Genomic DNA, 19,455 nt, shown 5'->3' on the forward strand with positions numbered 1-19,455 from the left:
CCAGTTAGTATCAGTATGACTAAGGGTAGTAAAAATTATAAATCCTCGCTTTGTTGTATTGAATAAAAAGCCCTACTAGGGCAGGTTGACCTATAAAGGTCAACACGCCCTAGTAGGGCTTGAAGTTACTTTTCAGTAATAAAAGTTGGATTATTCATAATTCCAGTTTTCATCTATACCTGCGCTGCGGCGATAACCGTATACACCAACATGCCACGTGCCTGCGGCAGGGTTATTGATTACACAAGACTCTTGGTTACTGCTGTTCCATGAGCGGCAATCATAGTTGATGGTTGATGGCGCTGATCCTGATCTTAAATATAAGTCAGCATCGCCACTACCACCTGTTGTTGTAACTGTTAACGTTGATGTGCCAGCAGGTACTTCAATAGTGTGTCTAAACCAATACCCTTGGCTTACACTGATATTTAAGTTGCTGCCACTATCCCCTGGAGTGCCACCAGTACTATATGAGCCAACTAACGTTACCCCTGAATAAGCTGCGTAACCGCGAATCATTACATGGTAAGTACCTTGTTGTGTTGGATCAATATTACAGGTTTCGTTATTACCGTTTCTCCATGGTCTACAGTCATAGTCACCCGTTGTTGGCGCAGAACCAAATTTCACATATAAGTCAGCATCACCTGTGCCGCCCGAGATAGCAAAACTTAACCCCGTTGCATCGGCTGGAACTTGCATTTCATAGCGTTTCTCATCACCTTGACTGCCCGATAAGCCTGTTATAGGTTGACCGTTCACTAAACCATTACTGGGATCAACCAATTCAACAACTTTATTAATTGATGCAGTGTTATTGTCGTTATCAGTGACGGTAAGCGATACAGTGTAGTTACCGTAGGCTGCGTAAGTATTGGATGCATTTACGCCAGTGCCGCTACTGCTGTCACCAAAGTCCCAACTATAACTAACAATATTGCCACCTACATCGGTAGAGCTAGATGCGTCGAAGTTACAGGCTAGTTCTGTGCAATCAAAGGTAAAGTTGGCTACAGGATCGCCAGCTCCGCTATTGTCGATATTTAAAAATACAGCGCTAATTGCTCCCCACTTATCAGAACCGTCTTTAGCACGAACATAAACGATATGCTGACCTTCGCTAAGACTTCCTGTATTGATGGTGCCGTCGAACGCTTCAGTTTTTGAGTTAAAACTGCCGTCACTTGCGTTTAAGCTAAATGCTTGAGCGCCTGCCTCCCAAGGCGGCACATCAATATAGTATTCTGCTTGGGTTAAGTTTTGCGTACCTTCATTACCATTAGCATTACTAAATCGCTGATCGCTTGCACTACCCGTAATGTTAACTGGCGTACCCGCAGGAACGCCAGTGGTAGAGGCATTACCCGCTAAGCTAACTGCTGTAACATCAGGGCCACCTGGTGTTATATAAGGTGTACGGGTTACTTTGGCAGCATAAATCAGTGCTGGTAAATTGTTAGGCTTAATGGTGTTTTCATACGTAGAACAACTTTGGAAGAAGCTAGTACCTAACTCAAAGGTAAATGCCGCTACACCCAACTCAGCATAACTGACCGAATCACTGGTTCCATCAGTTGGATATAAACCAATGGATTGCTGTGGGTAATAGTTATTGAAAAACGCAAATTTACGGCCAAGAGTTTGTAGCTCTATGCCATTAGGAGCAACTTGATTGGTGCCTCCCCAAGGCCATAAAATGAGTTCACTGTAACTGTGTAAATCAATGTGAATACCGCTTGTGTCCATTGGTGCGGGATCGTTCTGATTAGGTCCCCGGCTGTCTGGCCACAAGCTACGAACATAACCTTCAATGGCCTGTGTTTCTGGCTCAGAGCCTGCACTTGGGCCGCGGTAGGTGGCATTACATACATTACCACTTGAGCCGCCCGAGCTATTCCATGTAAATGTAAAGTTTCGGTTTAAATCGGCACCGCGACTGTTACTGTTGGCGCCACAATAGTTTTGGTTAGTATTTTTACGCCAAGAAAGGCCCGTTTCAGCTTTCTTACGGCCGTCTGGGTTTGTTTGCAGCATCAAGTGCACTTCATGGTGATTTAATATCCATGTTGCATCTGCATTTGTTCCGTAGCCATCTATGAGCCAACGTGCAAAGTCTAGAGCGAGTGGCGCTGTCGTATATTCACGCGCATGAATAGCAGAATTGATAAACAGCTTGGGCTTTGTTGTGATGCCATTATTTTTGGTGAGCTTTAATACTTTCATGTCAAAGCCTGTTTGTCCGTCAGACTTTTCCCAAGAATCACCAACATCTGTCCAAGTAGCTAATGTAGGGTTGTTACTGGCAATGGTTTGCGCTGCTGCAAAGCTCTCTTCTACCGTTTCATAACATGAGTAACCGGGAATGCCAGCGGTAGGTGTAATGCTGCTGTCGGCAGCAGCGATGTTTTTTTGAAGCTCGGTTAATCTTAAATTCCGATTTTTAATAAATGTATGAGCGATTTCGAACCGAAAACCAAACTTACTTAGTTTTAGTTTTTCTTCGTCGCTTAATTCTAAAATTAAATAGCCTTCTTCATGATTACTTTCAAGCAAAAATGAATGCAAGCTGATTGCAGCTTTGCGCGCCGTGTCCATATTGGGATAGTACGCTCGATAAATATTTTGCTGGGCTTTTTCTTCTTCCATCAGTTGTTGGATATCTGCGGGTTCATTAGCAACACTCGCTAACGGAATGCCTGCCATGCTACCAAAACAAATTGAAACAATGGCTGCTCTAACCTTGTTCATATATTTCACTTCCTTCGTTATTTTATTTATTAGAAATTAGAGCGTGTTGAGCTTTGCTGTATTATTTTTTATTCAATACTCATCGCACTTTTGTAACGTGCTGGCCGTTAGTTTTGATAAATCAAACCTCCAGCCTGCAATACAAGATCAATGCGATTAAATTGAATGTTTTTGGCAGCGTGTTAGTGTCAACCGCTCTATTATTTTCGCTCAATTGTGATACTGAGCTAGGAAAGCTTAGTAACAAAAAAGTAACAAAACAAAGTTTTGCATGAAAAATAATCAAATAAATTTTAATGGCTGTTAAAATTTATGAATTTGTGTATATTTGTCTGAAATTTATAGAAAAAGCGAATAAGGATATATTATGACGCATTATGATGAATATAAGGTGATCCACGTTGTTGAAGGTGGTTGTGGTACTCTTTTACTTGGTTCAAGTGGATTGCCACTTAAAAAGCTAGAAGCAACGCTAAATGCTGAAGCTGCTGATGGCTGGCAAGTTGTGTTTCAGGTGTTAGAGAACAAGCGCTTTATGTTATTTTGGTCTAGAGAAGCCGTCATTGTAACACTTGGACGAAAGTATGGTTAAAAAGCTAATTCTGTTAGCTATTAGAAAATATCAAACAACAGGTGGCTCGAAACAGCACTTTAATCTTGAATGCAATTTTGAGCCAACTTGTTCTGAATATACGTATCAAGCCATTAGTCAATACGGCGTATTGGCTGGTGTAAGTAAAGGCTTACAGCGCATTAAGCGGTGTAATGATCCTGACTGTATTCATAAAATAAACGACCCGCTGGTTTAAAGGATATTAAGCATGGATATTGATTTGTTGAAAATGGAAGAAGATCAGCTTCGAAAAGAAATCGCAACGCTGTCTGATGAACAGAAGCGTATTTACTATCAAATTGAAAAAAGCCAAGTAAAAGATCCCGATACTTATGCTGTTTTGAACTGGTTTTTTGTAGCAGGACTACATCACTTCTATTTGGGAGAGAATGGCCGTGGCATGATTAATGTTATTGTGATGTTAGTTGGACTCATCACGATTAGTAGCTTTGGTATTTGGATTATTTTGAGCATTTTTATTTTTGAGCTACCCCAGTTATTTAATAGTCAAAAAATTGTGCAGCACTATAATAACGAAGTGATGAAATCTGCCCTAGAAGAATGTAAAAAGATGCATTCAGGGATCGCTCGATCTGCCTCACATAGTCATTATCATGACTAACCATCTTCATGAACAATTTCAAAAGAGTAATAACCAGCAATGGCTTAAAATTATAGCTGTTTCTTTACTGGTTATTACTATCGCTATTTATCAATTTACGTATGTTGGTTTGCCTTATTTTTCAGAAAAAATTGCAAGCAACATTCCAGATAAAGCCTATGAGTATTTAGATGAGAACACATTAAAGTCCCTCGACGAGGCTGAATTTAAACCTACTGCGTTAAGTGTTGAACGTCAGCAAGCAATACAAACGCTGTTTAACAGGTTAACGGCAAAGCAAGCGTCAAAAGAAGCACTGAACACTAACAAAAAAGAGCTTGAGCATTCACGCGATGGTAGACAATATCAATTGATATTTAAAAGCTGGCGGGAAGAGCCTAACGCGCTAGCATTGGCAAATGGCACGATTATCATCACGGATCAAATGGTTGCGCTGGCAGAAAGTGACGAAGAAATTGCGGCTATTCTGTTACACGAAATAGGGCATGTTGAAAATAACCATGTGATGGAGAATTTGGTAAGCGTATCGCTTGTGTCAGTTTCGATATCATTACTATTTGGTGATATGTCAAGTGTCGTTGATGTGCTATTACAAGGCACAGCACTTGGCCTTGCTCTTAACTTTTCACGTAGTGCCGAAAAAGAAGCCGATCAATTTGCTATTCATCACCTCAAATTAAAGTATGGTAATACCGATGGCATGGTATCGATTTTTGAAAAATTAAAGCGTCATGAAAAAGAGGAGATCTCATGGTTAAGCACTCATCCAAATTTAGATGAGCGTATTCAGCTGGCCAAACATCCAATCCATTAAGCTCATCCTACGATAAGTGACTCATTAAGTTTACACCCAGCTTTACATTCATATTAAAACGATCCCCCCGTCAAATTATCTTATATAAAATCAAAGTGTTACCTATTTATGATTTTATTGTTAAATTTCATGCAACAACTGATTTATGCCCTATACTTAGCGTGGCAGTAATTGGGCATTAAGCTCACCATCGTTTACATTTTTCAAATTAGGAGAAATCAAATGAATAAAGATATTGCTGAAGGTAAATGGAAACAAATGAAAGGGAGCGTTAAACAAAAGTGGGGGAAGCTTACTGATGATGATGTTCAGCAAATAAATGGACGTTGCGATAAATTCTGCGGAAAAATGCAAGAAAGATACGGTATGCAAAGAGAAGAAGCAGAGCGCGAATTTAACCAGTTAAACAAATAACTACGCTCACACATATATCAATGCCAACTGAATTCGGTTGGCATTGTTTGTTTATGCTTATAACAAGACTTAATGAAGTTCCCACACCTCCCATGATGCAAGCTGCGCCTTACTAGCAAATTTAATCGCTTTTTGGTGATGTTTGTCAGCTAATTCTTGTTTGCCTTGAGCCGCTAATACTTTACTTAACTGGCTGTGCCACTCTGGAAAGTGTTCGGCCGACGTTTGAATAGAGCGTAATAATTGTTCAGCTTTATCAAGATTCTTCTTGGCCAGAAATCCTTTTGTTAATTGCGTAGTGACTTCTACGTACGACTCAGGAAAGCGCTTTTTCACTGCGGCTAGAATCTCATCGGCTTTATCCACTTGTTTTGACCAGAAAACATATTTAGAGAATTGATAAGCTTGCAGCCATCCAAATGTGAACCCGCCCCATTGCTGTTTTTGTTGCTCAAAATAGTCGAGTACTGCGTGGTAATCGCCTAGTGCAACTAAATCGGAACCGTCTTTGCTATAAGTAGGTGATAAGAAAGTGATACCGTCATATAGTGCGGGTAATGAGGTGGTGAAGTGGTTTTCTTCAGGGTATTGTTTAAATTTCCAGCGAAGATCTTTAGGTGCGTATTTTTCAAAAGCTAGGTTAATTTCAGTGACGCCCATGCCTTCTTCATTCGCGACCGATAAAAACACTGGGCTACTTGGTTTAGCATGTTGTAAATACTGCTCTACTTTAGTTTTTAGTTCATTATCGTCGTACCAAGCGCTTGGGCTCATGGCAATGAAGGCATTAAATGGCGTGTCAGCATTCATCATGCTATATAGTGAGAATAAGCCTCCTAACGAGTACCCGGCTAACGCTTTGTCCTTACTTGTACGGTAACGTTTATCAATTAATGGTACTAACTCATTTTTTAAGTATTTGTGAAATTGTTCCGCCCCGCCAAATGGGTCGTCTGACTTTTGATCCGTTTCTTGTTTTTTCTTTGAGCTCCAGGTTGTTGCGTACATGTAGTCCTGATTACCTTGATTGGCAATGCCTACTACAATCATGGGCGGAAGTTTTCCAACGCGGGCTAAATGCTTGGCGGTAGCCGCAGTGTGGTGAAATTGAAAATCTGCATCAACAATATATAGCGCTGGGTAGTTTCGCTGTTCTGAATTTTCTAAGAAGTAACGCTCTGGCAATGAAATCATATATCGGCGCTGCTCGTCTAATACTTCAGAGCTATGCTCAAATACATATCCTTCAACAATAGGGGTTTTTGCTAAACTGGTAGCTGAAAGCATACTCAAAATAAATATCCCTAGGCTACCAAGTAATGAAAATTGAGGCATTTTCATATTTTCTAACTCCATGTTCGTTATTGTTATTTTTCTTATAGTACCAATTAATTTAAACGTTAATATAATGCTTTGCGTTAAATGATGAAAAAAGAAAGATCAAATGAGGCTATACGCTTATTTTTTTGCGCTTGTTTTGTGCGCTATTTGGTGCATTTATTTTCGTAGCTGGGTGCGAGTTTGTTATCATTACAGCAATTAACTAAATGTAACCGCTGGAAATAACATGAGTGATGCGCAATTAACCGATAAGCAAGTAGAAGTCATTAACAATATGTCGGACGAAACCCGTTATGAATATATTGTCTCTCAAGCTAAGCAACATCAAAAAATATGGACATTAAGTGACGAGAAGGGCTGCTTACTGATTAATACCGGTGAAGAGCAATGTTTAGCGATATTTTCGCATAAACAATTAGCGACAACATGGGCGGCAATTGATCACCCTGAATGCACGCCGCTTGAAATTGAACTCAGTGCTTTTTTAAATGCTTGGGTGGTAGGAATGGAGAACGATGGCTTTCAGCTGGCTATACAACCAAATGTTGCTGGAGAAAGCTTAATCGCAACACCTAGTGAATTTGCTTCTAACTTTGGTATATAAGCCAAACTTTTAGGCTGAACGAAGAGCAAGAATATGAGGTCACAATTCGATAGTTTAACTTCTACGCTTATTGCACAACGTCAGCAGGTGCATGAAATTTGCCGTCAGTTTGCACGCAGCCCAAGTAAAGGTAACTTAAAACGTTTAAAGGCGTTATTTGGCAGTTGTGGCGAGCAAGTCGTGATTGAGTCAGGGTTTTATTGTGATTATGGCGATAAAATTCAGATTGGCGATCGTGTATTTATCAACATCAATTGCACCGTGTTAGATGCGGGGAATGTGACGATAGGCGATGATTGTTTAATTGGACCAAACGTACAGATTATGGCTGTTGAGCATGGTGTTGAGCCGCAAGCGCGCTTGTTAAAACATAATTATGCAAAAGACGTGAAAATAGGCGCTAATGTGTGGATTGCAGCAGGTGTTATCATTTTACCTGGAGTAACGATTGGTGATAATAGCGTGATAGGGGCAGGGAGCGTGGTTACAAAATTGGTGCCTGATAATAGTTTATTTGCGGGTAATCCCGCACAATTTATTAAGTCGCTATGATCGATAATTGCGACCAATAATTGTGAACAACAATAGCAACCGACTGTTATGACTGATTATTATGGCTAATTACTATGACTGAATGCAACACAACTCCTAGCCAATCAAGGTCATCAGCGACCCGAAAATACTTCATCATTGGTTTACCTCGAACCGCAACCACCAGTGTGTGTGTTGCAGCGCTAAAGTTAGGTTTTAAAACGGCGCATACCGCTTACGTAAAAGAGGCGTTCGAGCAGGCTGAGGTAATTGCAGATACACCAATATTTTGTGACTACCCTCAATTAGCTGAGCAATATCCAGCTGCGAAGTTTATTTATTTAACGCGCAAACCTGAAAAGTGGCTGCCTTCAATTAAACAATTATTGCAAAGAATGTACGTTAATCTACAGCGTCAAGATGGTGGGTTTAATCCAATATTAAAGCGTTGTTATAACGAGGTGTTTTTTCCCTTAACGCTTGACAATATTGACAGCGATGACTTTTTGTTAGGTTGCTATGTGCAGCATCAAACTCAAATAGAAAAATATTTTAAATCAGCCCCCGAGCGACTACTAACCATAGACGTTAGCGAAGCAGGCAGTTTTGCAACGTTTACTCGTTTTTTGAATGCGAGTAACAATGTAAATGAAGACGCAGGATTTGAAGTAGTTAATACAGGTAACAAAGTGACTACTTGGAAAAGTATTAAACATCCGTTGAAAGTAGAGTCTACCCGCAATGGTAAGGTTGATAGCGGGTTGTAAACTAATTGCGTAACTTCTTCATGAAATGCTCAATCGCTTTGTGGCTACATTAACCGCCTTAATAATTTCACTTCACTTTCGTCAAATCCAAAGTAGAATCCTCCTGTCTTATAAATGTTATAAAGAAAAAGAATGTTTGAACTTAAATACTTAACGCCAAGTGCTTGGACAGATGCAGTTTTGGCTGATTTTGATACCTTTTTGCAAGACCATGCCGCAGCAGAAAAAAAAGCATCTGGCATGGCGCTATCTATGCTGTCGCATTATCCAGACCGTAGAAAGTTAGTTAAAGCAATGACAGATTTGGCTTTAGAAGAGTTAATCCACTTCAAGCAAGTGCTAAAACTGCTTTTAGATCGTGATGTCAACTTAGGTGATGATAAAAAAGACACTTACGTAAAACAACTGCGCGCGCTATTTCGTAATGGCAGTGAGGTATTTTTAATGGATAGATTGCTGGTAGCAGGAGTTATTGAGGCAAGGGGGCATGAACGTTTTTCACTTGTGGCTGAGGCATTACCACAAGGTAAAGAAAAAGAGTTTTACGTTGCGATTGCTAAATCAGAAGAAAAGCATAAAAATTTGTTTGTAGAGCTGGCGTATGAATACTTTCCCAAAGAAACGGTAGATGAGAGGCTAGAAGAAATATTAATAGCTGAAGCCGAAATTTGCGCTAAATTACCGTTCAGGGCTGCACTGCATTAGAGTGTGTAGGCCTTATGGTTAACCGATAAAAATAATAAAAATAGAGTAAGTGAAAACATGGAACAAGAAGCCCTACAAAAAGAATGGTCACTATTACAAAACCAGTTTGATAGCTATGAAAAGTATTCGCTAATGATTAAGTTATTGAGTATTAGCGTACTCACAGCCATGTATATAACGCATAGTCTTAGCGTATTTAGCTTATTGCTATTAGGTATTATTTGGGGGCAAGATGCTATCTGGAAAACGTTTCAATCACGCATTGAGCCAAGGTTACTGCAAATTGAGTCAAGCCTGGTAAATTGTACTGACCAAACGGCGTTCCAATTCAATTCAGAATACCAAAAAAGCGCTTCAACAGGGCTTGGCTTGATTGGTGAGTATTGCCGCCAAGCGATTAGACCAACCATTGCGTTCCCACATGTTGTATTAATACTTTTAGCCAGTGTGGCATTGTTCGTATTGCGGTAGCTCAACCTGAATCCAAAAACTTAACATATAAATAACTTTTCAACACTCATTTATATGAGCCGAAAATGTGCTATGTTATGCGCGCAAATTTATCTGATTATAAGCTACATCGACTAGGGAAAATTAATGGATTTGTCAGAATACCGCGAGTCAGATCGAGAGAAGCAAAGAGAAAGTGATTTGTTGCGCCTCATTAACGCTTCTGAGCATGCTGCAGGAAAAGCATTAGATATTGGCGCTAGAGATGGGCATTTTTCACTATTACTTGCTAGTTGCTTTGAAAATGTAACAGCGCTGGACTTAGTAAAACCTCAAATACAGCATGAAAAAATCACCTGTGTAAAAGGTGATATTACAGACTTAGCATTTAATGATAATTGCTTTGACTTTGTGTTTTGTGCAGAGGTGCTTGAGCATATTTCCCCTCATTTACTTGCAACAGCATGTACAGAGTTAGGGCGCGTTGCAAATGAATATATACTCACCGGTGTTCCCTACAAGCAAGACTTACGGGTAGGTAGAACCACCTGTTTAAGTTGTGGAAAAAAGAATCCGGCTTGGGGGCACGTCAATAAGTTCGACGAAGACCGTTTACAGCATTTGTTTTCAGGGTTCGACGTTTGTGAAGTGTCGTACGTGAGTAAAACAAACTCGTTTACCAATCCAATATCAACATGGTTATTAGATTTAGCAGGTAACCCTTACGGCACGTATTTACAAGATGAGCCTTGTGTCTACTGTAACGCAAAATTAATGCAGCCACCTCAAAGAACGATGTTACAAAAGCTGTTTACTAAAGCCTCATTTTATATCAGAAATATACAAAAGCCGTTTATCAAAGAGCAAGCAAATTGGATACACGTACTCTTTAAGAAAAAATAAATGCGGTTGAAGATGGAAAGCTTGTGTTACGCGCTTTCCATCCTATAAATACCACTTTTAAAGTGGATTATTGACTTTAACTACTGTTTTTCCAAAATTCTTTCCGTTTAACATATCATTGAATGCAGTAACGGTGTTTTCAAATCCGTCTATCATGTGCTCCTTATAATGAACTTTGCCTTCGTTAAGCCACTGCTGCATATCTTTGGCGAATTCGTCATAACGATGGCCGTAATCATCAAAGATAATAAAGCCTTGCATTTTTATACGCTTAGTTAATATATGTCCCATTAATGCAAACATGCGATCAGGGCCATCTGGCAACGAGGTTGCGTTGTATTGCGAGACTAAGCCACATAAAGGAATGCGAGCGGATATGTTTAGCAAGGGTAAAACTGCATCAAATACCTTACCACCTACATTCTCGTAGTACACATCGATACCATCAGTGCAGGCTTCTTTTAGTTGCTCTTCAAAATTATCCGCTTTGTGATCAATACAAGCATCAAAGCCAAGTTTTTCTACCGCGTGTTGACATTTTTCGGTGCCACCAGCAATACCGACCACTTTACAGCCTTTAATTTTGGCAATTTGTCCGACGGTAGCACCCACCGGGCCCGTAGCCGCTGCCACAACAACAGTTTCACCTTCTTTAGGTTCGCCTATATCTAGCAAACCCATGTAAGCGGTAAAACCTGGCATTCCCATTACACCTAGTGCGTATGAAGGACGACTAGGATCATTACCCAGGGGCATTAGTTCTTTCCCATTCGAAATGGCGTATTCTTGCCAGCCCGTATATGCAAGTACCCAGTCACCCACGGCAAATTTGTCGTTCTTGGATTGTTCAACTTGGCATACCGTGGCGCCAACCATGATTTCGCCAATGTTAACAGGTTCAGCATATGACTCTGCATCATTCATTCGTCCTCGCATATAGGGATCTAGCGATAAATAAATAGTGCGAAGCAATAGTTCACCGTCTTTTATCTCAGGTAATTGTTCGGTTTTAAAATCAAAATTATCTTCTGTTGGTGCGCCTGTTGGACGTGAGGCAAGTACAAACTTCCGGTTATCGACTGATGTCATGTGAGTCTCCAAATTGAAATGATGAATAAAAACACGGCTAAAATTAAAAAATATTTTACATTTAATATTATCGGTACACTATAGTGCACTTTGGGCGCTGGAGAGCAAATTCAAGTATTAAACATATATTTAATATTCAAATAGTTATTCAGCGATAGTGAGTGCAGTAAAGGTAAAGGCATGGTGAGAAGCATAGATAATAAATTTAGTTGTTACCCTGAGCATGTAAAGCCAGTTATGCAGGAGTTGCGTTTACTTATTTTTGAAACAGCTAAAACGTTAAAGCTTGGTGAGGTTGAAGAAAGTTTAAAGTGGGGTGAGCCAAGTTACAGAGTAAAAGGAGGCAGCACGATTAGAATTGATTGGAAGCCAGAACAACCAACTAAGTACTTCATGTTTTTTCATTGTCAGTCAAAGCTTGTTGATACATTTCGCGAGTTGTATTCACACACTTTGGAGTTTGAGAGAAACCGTGCCATTGTCTTTTCGTTACATGATCCACTTTCATGCCATTCAAGTAAGAGCCTCATTGTTCGGCACTGTATCGAGCTAGCTTTCAGCTACCATAAAGTTAAACATTTACCGCTTCTGGGAGCGTAATTGATTAATTGCTTTATTTTCACAATCATCGACATTCTAGGTTAGATGAACTAACGTAGTATGTCAGGTGAGTAATAATACAAAGCTAACAATGCGTTGTATTTGTTATCAGCTTGAAGTCTGGATAATCGAGTGCGCTGATTTGGGGTTAAACGTCTAAATATTTTGCTTAATCGATTATTGGTGTTTAGCATTATTCGATCAGTAGTAAGCAGCCATGACAAAAATAAAGTATTTGACTGCCTTTGCAGTATCCATTTTTCAGCGCTATCCGCGTTTGCTCGCTGTCATTAGTTTTATGTCAGGAGTGGCAAGCTTTTTCTTAATAAATCGGCAACATAAAACGGGCGGGGTTATAGCCGTAGTTTTAATTATTTGCTGGATTTGGTTAATGCTGGAAAACATCGTTGTCGATAAAATTAATCAGCATTTTGCTATAAAAGTGCCTTCCACATTATTGCGCTATGGCACACAATTAATTCATCAAGAAAGTTTGTTCTTTGTGCTGCCATTCTTTTTGATCACCACGACGTGGGACAGTGGCCAAGCAATATTTACAGGCTTGTTGGTTGTTGCGGCATTGTTCTCAGTGATTGATCCCTTTTATTATCGATGGTTAGCCGCTCGTCGCTTATTATTTATGGCATTTCATACGCTTACGCTTTTCATCATGCTATTAACCGTACTGCCAATTGTCCTTCACTTGACAACAGATCAAAGCTATCGGTATGCAACTGTGGCTACTGTAGTGCTCGCAATTCCCACACTATTTCGTTTGGCTGCACAATCGGGGCGGTGGGCAAGCATTCTACGAACGGGAGTATTAATTGCTTCACTGGCAGCAGTGCTGTGGTATGGACGACTTTTCGTCCCACCCGCAACCTTGTGGTTAACTCAAGTTCATATAACCAGTGAGAAAAGTGAAAAAAATGAGAGCAGTGAAGGAATTAAAACGCTAACCGATAGAGCATTACACTCTCAAGGATTGTATGCCTTTACAGCCATTAGAGCGCCACGCGGTTTAAATGAAACGGTTTTTCACGTATGGAAACATGAAGGTAAAGAGGTAGACAGAATTGCATTGTCAATTACAGGAGGGCGCAAAGATGGCTACCGAACTTGGACACATAAAAATAATTTTCCGGCAGATTCTGTAGGTAAATGGCAAATACAAGTACTTACAGATGCCGGGCAAATGATTGGTGTACTACGATTTACGGTTACTCCTGAAGGCAAAGAGTAATTGAAGAGAATGCATAAACTATACTGAACGTATGTCACGCCAATTTTATGTATTAACTGGAGGTTTTATGAAGTTAGTAGTGTTATTTACGTTGTTAGTATTGTTACTGGTAGGTTGTGCTAGCCCAACGACTTACGAGAAGGCGAGTAATAAGCGGGACTATGGTTACTCGCAAACAAAGCTGACTAGCAATCAATACCGTATTACTTTTCGCGGAAACAGGATCACCGATAAAGAGACGGTGAAAGATTATGCATTGCTGCGAGCAGCAGATTTAACAATAGAGCAAGGGCATGACTGGTTTTTAGTTATTAGTCAGGATAGTGAAACTGAAAAACGTAAAGTTACTCAAACTTCACCCGCAATTAGAACGGGCACTACCGTGTATCGTAGCTGTGGTGCATTAGGATGTAGAACAGTGGTCACGCCGCACTATATTGGTGGATTTGTTACTACTACAGAAGAGGACGGTGCCTACGTATCTTCAATTGAAATCACAATGGGATCTGGCACACCTGAAGATCGTAATCGTGTTTATGATGCCAAAGAGTTGGCTAAAAATATTAGAGCGCAAATAAAATAAGCTGCCATCCATATAAAAAGCCTACACTTTAGTTTTAAGTGCATAGTTTTAAGTGCAGGCTTTCAATTGTCAGTTTAAAACGCTAGAGAAGCTGAAAAAGTGATTATATTTGTTTGTACACTTCTTCAACTTTAGCAGCCGCACTTTTCATCGCTTGCTTAACTAACTGATCTAAATCGCCCGCTTGAAATGCGTTGATTGCTTGCTCTGTAGCACCTTTTGGAGATGTTACTTGGCGACGAAGTTCAGCAAAAGAGTGGGGGCTGTTAGCCGCTAGCATAATAGCGCCTTTAGCACTTTGCATGACGGCGTTAGTTGCTCCTTCCTCATCCAGTCCTTGTCCTATAGCCGCTTTTACCATTGCTTCCATAAATAAGAAAAAGTACGCTGGAGAGCTTCCTGCCGCGGCAACAATAGCGGGCATAGCGTTTTCACTTTCTACCCAAACCGTGCTGCCAACTGCATTCATAATATCGTCGGCTGTAGCTTTATCTGTATTACTACAACTGCTTTCAGCAAACATACCTGTTAGCCCCTCACCAATTGCGGTAGGTAAATTAGGCATAGTAGCAACCACACGTGGCGAGTTATTTAAACTAGATGAAATAGCTTGTGCAGTCACGCCTGCGGCAATTGACATAAATAACTTATTTGCGATCACTTGATGATCATCGTTACTGGCGTGTACTAACTCTTCGCACACTTCTTTTATTAAATACGGTTTAACCGAAAGAATAACGACGTCAGCAAATTTAAGTACACTACTATTATCTTGATTAGTTATAACGCCATATTCTTCTGATAATCGGTTACGTGTTTTATCAGTAGGTGCGCAAACTAAAATGTTTTTGCTATTGTGGCCGCTTTTAATTAAGCCAGCGATAATTGCGCTAGCCATGTTGCCACCACCAATGAAAGCGATTTTTAAGTTTTCGTTTAAAATGAGATGCTCCTTTTTAGCGACGTTTAATTACGGATTTGACCGTGACCATTTACAATATATTTTTCAGCAGTTAATGACTCAAGCCCCATCGGCCCATAAGCATGTAGCTTGGTCGTTGCTATGCCTATTTCTGCACCTAAGCCAAGTTGACTGCCATCGGAAAAACGCGAAGATGCGTTAACCATAACAACGGATGCATCCACAAGACGTTGAAACAGGTTGGCTGTAGTTGCGTTTTCAGTACAAATGACCTCAGTATGATTACTGCCAAACTCTGCGATATGATCAAATGCACCTTGTAAATCGTCAACTAGCTTAATAGCAATTTCCAAATCTAAGTACTCTTGACCAAAGTCATTATCGTTCAGCACATTATCAAGTGCAATGTACTGTTGAGTTTGATTACAGCCATTTAAAACTACATTGTGTTGACTAAGTATGTCGGCGGCTAGTGGCAAAAATTTATCAGCAATGTCTTTATGAACGATTAAACCTTCAAGGGCATTACAAACGCCAGTGCGCTGAGTTTTTCCATTCACTAATAAATTAATTGCGCGCTCAAGATCCGCGTCTTTGTCGATGTATAAATGGCACACCCCTTTAAAGTGCTGAATCACAGGTATTTTACTATTATCAGTAACATACTGGATTAGCCCTTCACCACCGCGAGGGATGATAACGTCAATGTATTCGCGTTGTGCCATCAGCTCCATTAATAATGCGCGATCAGGATTTGGGATAATCGTAATAAGTGCTTCAGGCAACTCATGTTGTCTTAATACTTGATGTAATACTTCAGCAATGGCTTTACTGCTATTTAAGGCTTCGCGTCCACCGCGTAAAATTACTGCATTACCAGACTTAAAACATAATGCCCCTGCATCCGCGGTTACATTTGGACGCGCTTCATAAATCATACACACCACTCCAAGAGGAATGCGCATTTTACTGATTTTTAAGCCATTAGGACGTTGTCCTAAATCGCGTAATTGTCCTACTGGGTCGTCTAATTTTGCAATTGTTTCAATGCCTTCCGCCATATCATTGATACGCTCAGCGTTAAGCGTAAGACGGTCGATCATAGCTTCTGCTAAGTTATTCTCTCTTGCGCTAACTAGGTCGATTTCGTTACCGGCTAAAATAGGTGTCGCATTAGCTCTCAGTGCGTGCGCCATATCAAGTAATACCGCATTCTTTTTTTCGGTAGTGAGCGACGCAAGAATACGTGATGATGTTGCTGCATTTTTTGCCAGTTGTGTAATTAAACTCATTATTTCTCCAGAATTGCGATGTTTTCGTCTGATACGATAGGACCGGTTTTTTTTATGTATTGTGCAGTTGTTGGTCCTGTTTCGTTTTCAGCAATGTAATTTAATAAACAACTACTGTAATTAGTGCGCGCTTTAGCGATTTTTGTACCGTCGTTCTTACGTAACAAAATAGTATCACCAATAGAAAAGTTACCTTTTACTTGGATGATTTCGTCTCCGGTAATTTGTTCCACTTCATCTTCATTCGGCATGTCGAATGTGCTATCAACAATTAACTCACCTTGTTCAGTTGATGTATGTTTCATCCAATGAACATTTTCCTGCATAGGTGTTTTATGGCTATGGAAATGCGTTCCGGGGTTTCTACCTGCAAGCAGTTCATTGAATACCTGCTCATTAAAACCATTGATAATAAAGGTGCTAATACCATGTGATACGGCTTTTTCGGCCGCTTCAATTTTAGTACGCATACCGCCTGTGCCTACGCCGCTGGTGGCACCGCCTGCCATAGCATAAATATCATCATTAATTTCAGCCACATCTGACAGTAACTTGGCGTTTTTATCAAGATTTGGGTTGCTGGTGAACAATCCATCAATATCAGAGCACATGATTAAGGCATCCGCATCGGCGGCGGTTGCTACCATAGCTGATAAATTGTCGTTATCACCTACTTTTAAATTGTCTGTGGTAACCGTGTCATTTTCATTAATAATGGGTAACACATCATGTTCTAACAGCGAAAATATGGTGGCACGAATACTTTCGTAGCGCTCTCTATCACGAAGGTCGCCATGTGTTAATAAAATTTGGGCAGAAGGGAAATCGAATAACTTGTCCCACGTTGCCATCATTTCAGTTTGTCCTGTTGCTGCCATTGCTTTTTTCAGTGCAATATCACGCTTTTCGCCTTGTGCGAATTGGTGGGCGCCTGCGGCCACTGAGCCAGACGAAACTAAAACAACTTGTACGCCTTGCGCGCGACAATGCACAATAAAGCGTGCGATGCTGAGCAGGTGATGGGGACTACATCCAGTATTATTAGGCGCAATGAGTGCGCTACCAACTTTTACTACGATGCGTTTCCAGTTAAACGATTTCATATAACCTCAGGTGTTAAGCGTTGTTTGACGAAAAGTGCTGTTGAACTTTGTAAAACTGAGTTGTTACAGCGTTTGAAGGTTCTCTGCTTTGAAGGCTCACAAAATAGATAAATAATGAGCTAACTATAAAGCCAGGAACCATCTCATATATAATGCTAGAAAGTGGTTTTGCATTAGCCAAAATTGGGAATTGACTCCATACGATGACGGTGACAGCGCCTGATACTATGCCTGCAATAGCGCCTTTACTGGTGAGTTTTGGCCAGAACAAACTGAACAGTACAAGTGGGCCAAATGCCGCGCCAAACCCCGCCCATGCATTACTTACAAGGGATAAAATACTATTAGACTTGTCAAACGCCAGTATCACCGCGACAAGTGCCACTACAAGTACACCGATGCGACCAATGTTGACGAGTTGTTTTTCTGATACTTCTTCTGTAGTAAATACGCGGTAGATATCTTCAGTGAGTGAACTTGATGACACTAATAATTGAGATGAAATCGTACTCATGATTGCAGCAAGGATAGCTGCTAATAAAAAGCCACTAATAAAAGGGTGAAATAAGATTTGCGAAAATACGATGAAAATTGTTTCAGGATCGCTAATAGGGTAATTAAACTTGTTAGCGTATGCGACACCCACAAAACCTGTGGCTAATGCACCTAAAATAGTGACCGTCATCCAGCTCATGCCAATATTTCGCGCAGTGGAAATATCATTCACCGAGCGGATAGCCATAAAGCGAACAATGATGTGCGGCTGTCCAAAATAGCCGAGTCCCCACGCTAAACTAGAGATGAGACCAAGTACGGTTAAACTTCCCAAGGCGTCTGAAATGCTTGGAATGCTATTAGCTGCATAAGCAGGTACCTCTGCGGCATTATCGAATGATTGCAAGGCAACAATGGGAACTAATACCAATGCGATAAACATGATACATCCTTGCACAAAGTCGGTGAGACTTACGGCTAGGAAACCGCCTAATAAAGTGTATGCAACCACTACAGAGACCGTGATAATTAGTCCCATATGATAATTAATGCCAAATGCTGACTCAAATAACTTACCGCCAGCCACTAGGCCAGCAGAGGTATACAGAGTAAAAAATAGAATAATGACACAAGCAGAAACAATGCGTAACGTATGTTGACTATTTCCAATTCGTTTTGAGAAAAACTCAGGTAGTGTTAAGGCGTTATCTGCCATCTCTGTATATACACGCAATCGAGGTGCAACAAGTAGATAGTTAAATAGTGCACCGATTAGTAAACCTATAGCAATCCATATTGTGTCGTAGCCAGCAGCAAACATTGCACCGGGCAAGCCCATAAGCATCCAACCACTCATATCAGAAGCTCCCGCAGAAAGTGCGGTAACTTGTGGACTAACTTGTCTACCGCCAAGCAAATAACCTGAAATGTCGCTCGTTGATTTACGGTATGCGAATAACCCTATGGCAAGCATTGCGACAAAATAAATGCCGAGAGATGCCAAACTTTCAACTGCTATCGTTGTATTCATTGTTCTATTCCGTTTGTAAGAAATTAAGTAATTTATTAATTGTTATCGTTTTACTTTATTAAGGGGCGAAATTGATAATGCCACAATGTTGCTGTGGCTCAACTTTCCTTAGCGTAACACCGAATAGGAGATGAACCGATAGCTATATGTGGAAGAGGGGGAGTTTTACCAGATTGCGCGTTGCGCTCATTTGAAATAAGGATGAAATTAGTGTTTACGGTGTACATAAAATACTTTTGCTCGTTGTGTAAATTGAGGTTATTTCATTTGAATACTAATTAATGCTTTATGTGTGATATTTGACAACTTCAGAAATTAATTAGTATTAAAATGATTAGTGTTCGAATTAAAATTGTACGCGCATTAAACATTAATATCAAATTTTGTTCGTTATTAATAATTTCAAGCTTGTTTTATAGCGCTTTATATCTTTTAAATTGATTTTATATGAGTTTAGTACTAATTAATTATGCGATGGTTCTATTAATTTATCAGCGATATTCTTTATATAGTCGAATAAAATCATTTGAATACTAACTTTTGCTGGTATGATTGCTTGGGTTTACCATTTAGCGGTGTGCGTGAG

21 protein-coding genes are annotated in these 19,455 nt (G+C 40.2%); 14 read left to right on the forward strand and 7 right to left on the reverse strand.

From position 1 onward, the window contains the following. Positions 1-150 precede the first annotated feature (150 nt). On the reverse strand, positions 151-2,748 hold the full coding sequence (locus tag HUU81_RS04955) for a M14 family zinc carboxypeptidase (RefSeq protein WP_199611158.1): 2,598 nt from the start codon (positions 2,746-2,748) through the stop codon (positions 151-153). Between the two features lie 367 nt (positions 2,749-3,115). Between HUU81_RS04955 and HUU81_RS04960 the strand changes: the two genes are divergently transcribed. From HUU81_RS04960 to HUU81_RS04980, 5 genes are all read left to right on the forward strand, one after another. After that, positions 3,116-3,340 carry a DUF4177 domain-containing protein gene (locus HUU81_RS04960; RefSeq protein ID WP_199611159.1) on the forward strand — a complete coding sequence of 75 codons (225 nt, stop codon included), beginning with the start codon at positions 3,116-3,118 and terminating at the stop codon, positions 3,338-3,340. Further along, positions 3,333-3,557: a membrane protein insertion efficiency factor YidD gene (yidD, locus tag HUU81_RS04965; protein WP_199611160.1), complete on the forward strand. Its 225-nt coding sequence runs from the start codon at positions 3,333-3,335 to the stop codon at positions 3,555-3,557. The genes HUU81_RS04960 and yidD overlap by 8 nt, the downstream gene beginning before the upstream one ends. 12 nt (positions 3,558-3,569) lie before the next feature. Beyond that, positions 3,570-3,983: a TM2 domain-containing protein gene (locus HUU81_RS04970; protein WP_199611161.1), complete on the forward strand. Its 414-nt coding sequence runs from the start codon at positions 3,570-3,572 to the stop codon at positions 3,981-3,983. Beyond that, complete coding sequence (locus tag HUU81_RS04975; protein ID WP_199611162.1) at positions 3,976-4,797, forward strand: M48 family metallopeptidase; 822 nt, start codon at positions 3,976-3,978, stop codon at positions 4,795-4,797. The genes HUU81_RS04970 and HUU81_RS04975 overlap by 8 nt, the downstream gene beginning before the upstream one ends. A 222-nt stretch (positions 4,798-5,019) precedes the next feature. Beyond that, positions 5,020-5,211 (forward strand): CsbD family protein, encoded by a 192-nt coding sequence (locus tag HUU81_RS04980; protein ID WP_199611163.1) that lies wholly within the window; start codon positions 5,020-5,022, stop codon positions 5,209-5,211. 69 nt (positions 5,212-5,280) lie between these two features. Here the strand turns inward: HUU81_RS04980 and HUU81_RS04985 are convergent, their stop codons facing one another. Next, positions 5,281-6,552, reverse strand: a complete 1,272-nt coding sequence (locus tag HUU81_RS04985) for an alpha/beta hydrolase-fold protein (protein ID WP_199611164.1) — start codon at positions 6,550-6,552, stop codon at positions 5,281-5,283. A gap of 226 nt (positions 6,553-6,778) precedes the next feature. Here HUU81_RS04985 and HUU81_RS04990 point away from each other — a divergent pair, with 226 nt between their 5' ends. The 6 genes from HUU81_RS04990 to HUU81_RS05015 all read left to right on the forward strand — a co-directional run bounded on the left by HUU81_RS04990 (position 6,779) and on the right by HUU81_RS05015 (position 10,512). Then, complete coding sequence (locus HUU81_RS04990; protein WP_199611165.1) at positions 6,779-7,156, forward strand: DUF2750 domain-containing protein; 378 nt, start codon at positions 6,779-6,781, stop codon at positions 7,154-7,156. Between the two features lie 33 nt (positions 7,157-7,189). After that, positions 7,190-7,708, forward strand: coding sequence for a sugar O-acetyltransferase (locus tag HUU81_RS04995; protein WP_199611166.1), 519 nt, complete (start codon positions 7,190-7,192; stop codon positions 7,706-7,708). 74 nt (positions 7,709-7,782) lie between these two features. Further along, a complete protein-coding gene (locus tag HUU81_RS05000; protein ID WP_199611167.1) occupies positions 7,783-8,454 on the forward strand; it encodes a sulfotransferase family protein in 672 nt (223 codons plus the stop codon). Positions 8,455-8,586: 132 nt separating this feature from the next. Continuing rightward, on the forward strand, positions 8,587-9,159 hold the full coding sequence (gene miaE / locus HUU81_RS05005; protein ID WP_199611168.1) for a tRNA-(ms[2]io[6]A)-hydroxylase: 573 nt from the start codon (positions 8,587-8,589) through the stop codon (positions 9,157-9,159). Between the two features lie 57 nt (positions 9,160-9,216). Then, positions 9,217-9,630, forward strand: a complete 414-nt coding sequence (locus HUU81_RS05010) for a hypothetical protein (protein WP_199611169.1) — start codon at positions 9,217-9,219, stop codon at positions 9,628-9,630. Between the two features lie 126 nt (positions 9,631-9,756). Then, the gene (locus HUU81_RS05015; protein WP_199611170.1) at positions 9,757-10,512 is read left to right on the forward strand and encodes a class I SAM-dependent methyltransferase; all 756 of its coding nucleotides are present in this window, start codon (positions 9,757-9,759) and stop codon (positions 10,510-10,512) included. A gap of 57 nt (positions 10,513-10,569) precedes the next feature. On the opposite strand, the gene HUU81_RS05020 is transcribed toward HUU81_RS05015, so the two are convergent. Continuing rightward, positions 10,570-11,601 carry an NADP-dependent oxidoreductase gene (locus tag HUU81_RS05020; RefSeq protein WP_199611171.1) on the reverse strand — a complete coding sequence of 344 codons (1,032 nt, stop codon included), beginning with the start codon at positions 11,599-11,601 and terminating at the stop codon, positions 10,570-10,572. 180 nt (positions 11,602-11,781) lie between these two features. Between HUU81_RS05020 and HUU81_RS05025 the strand changes: the two genes are divergently transcribed. From HUU81_RS05025 to HUU81_RS05035, 3 genes are all read left to right on the forward strand, one after another. Beyond that, positions 11,782-12,201, forward strand: a complete 420-nt coding sequence (locus tag HUU81_RS05025; RefSeq protein WP_199611172.1) for a DUF1801 domain-containing protein — start codon at positions 11,782-11,784, stop codon at positions 12,199-12,201. A gap of 217 nt (positions 12,202-12,418) precedes the next feature. After that, positions 12,419-13,444 (forward strand): DUF5924 family protein, encoded by a 1,026-nt coding sequence (locus HUU81_RS05030; protein WP_199611173.1) that lies wholly within the window; start codon positions 12,419-12,421, stop codon positions 13,442-13,444. A gap of 67 nt (positions 13,445-13,511) precedes the next feature. Beyond that, complete coding sequence (locus HUU81_RS05035) at positions 13,512-14,027, forward strand: CC0125/CC1285 family lipoprotein (RefSeq protein ID WP_199611174.1); 516 nt, start codon at positions 13,512-13,514, stop codon at positions 14,025-14,027. 103 nt (positions 14,028-14,130) lie between these two features. Here HUU81_RS05035 and proC read toward each other — a convergent pair whose 3' ends face one another. From proC to putP, 4 genes are read right to left on the reverse strand one after another with little or no spacing between them, the layout of a single operon-like run. Beyond that, positions 14,131-14,970 carry a pyrroline-5-carboxylate reductase gene (gene proC, locus HUU81_RS05040; RefSeq protein WP_267983425.1) on the reverse strand — a complete coding sequence of 280 codons (840 nt, stop codon included), beginning with the start codon at positions 14,968-14,970 and terminating at the stop codon, positions 14,131-14,133. A gap of 23 nt (positions 14,971-14,993) precedes the next feature. Further along, on the reverse strand, positions 14,994-16,241 hold the full coding sequence (locus HUU81_RS05045; RefSeq protein WP_199611176.1) for a glutamate-5-semialdehyde dehydrogenase: 1,248 nt from the start codon (positions 16,239-16,241) through the stop codon (positions 14,994-14,996). Beyond that, positions 16,241-17,344: a glutamate 5-kinase gene (proB, locus tag HUU81_RS05050; protein ID WP_199611177.1), complete on the reverse strand. Its 1,104-nt coding sequence runs from the start codon at positions 17,342-17,344 to the stop codon at positions 16,241-16,243. The genes HUU81_RS05045 and proB overlap by 1 nt, the downstream gene beginning before the upstream one ends. A 13-nt stretch (positions 17,345-17,357) precedes the next feature. Next, the gene (putP, locus tag HUU81_RS05055; RefSeq protein WP_325071769.1) at positions 17,358-18,869 is read right to left on the reverse strand and encodes a sodium/proline symporter PutP; all 1,512 of its coding nucleotides are present in this window, start codon (positions 18,867-18,869) and stop codon (positions 17,358-17,360) included. Between the last annotated feature and the right edge of the window lie 586 nt (positions 18,870-19,455).

This window comes from Flocculibacter collagenilyticus (assembly GCF_016469335.1).
Taxonomy (GTDB): Bacteria; Pseudomonadota; Gammaproteobacteria; order Enterobacterales; family Alteromonadaceae; genus Flocculibacter; species Flocculibacter collagenilyticus.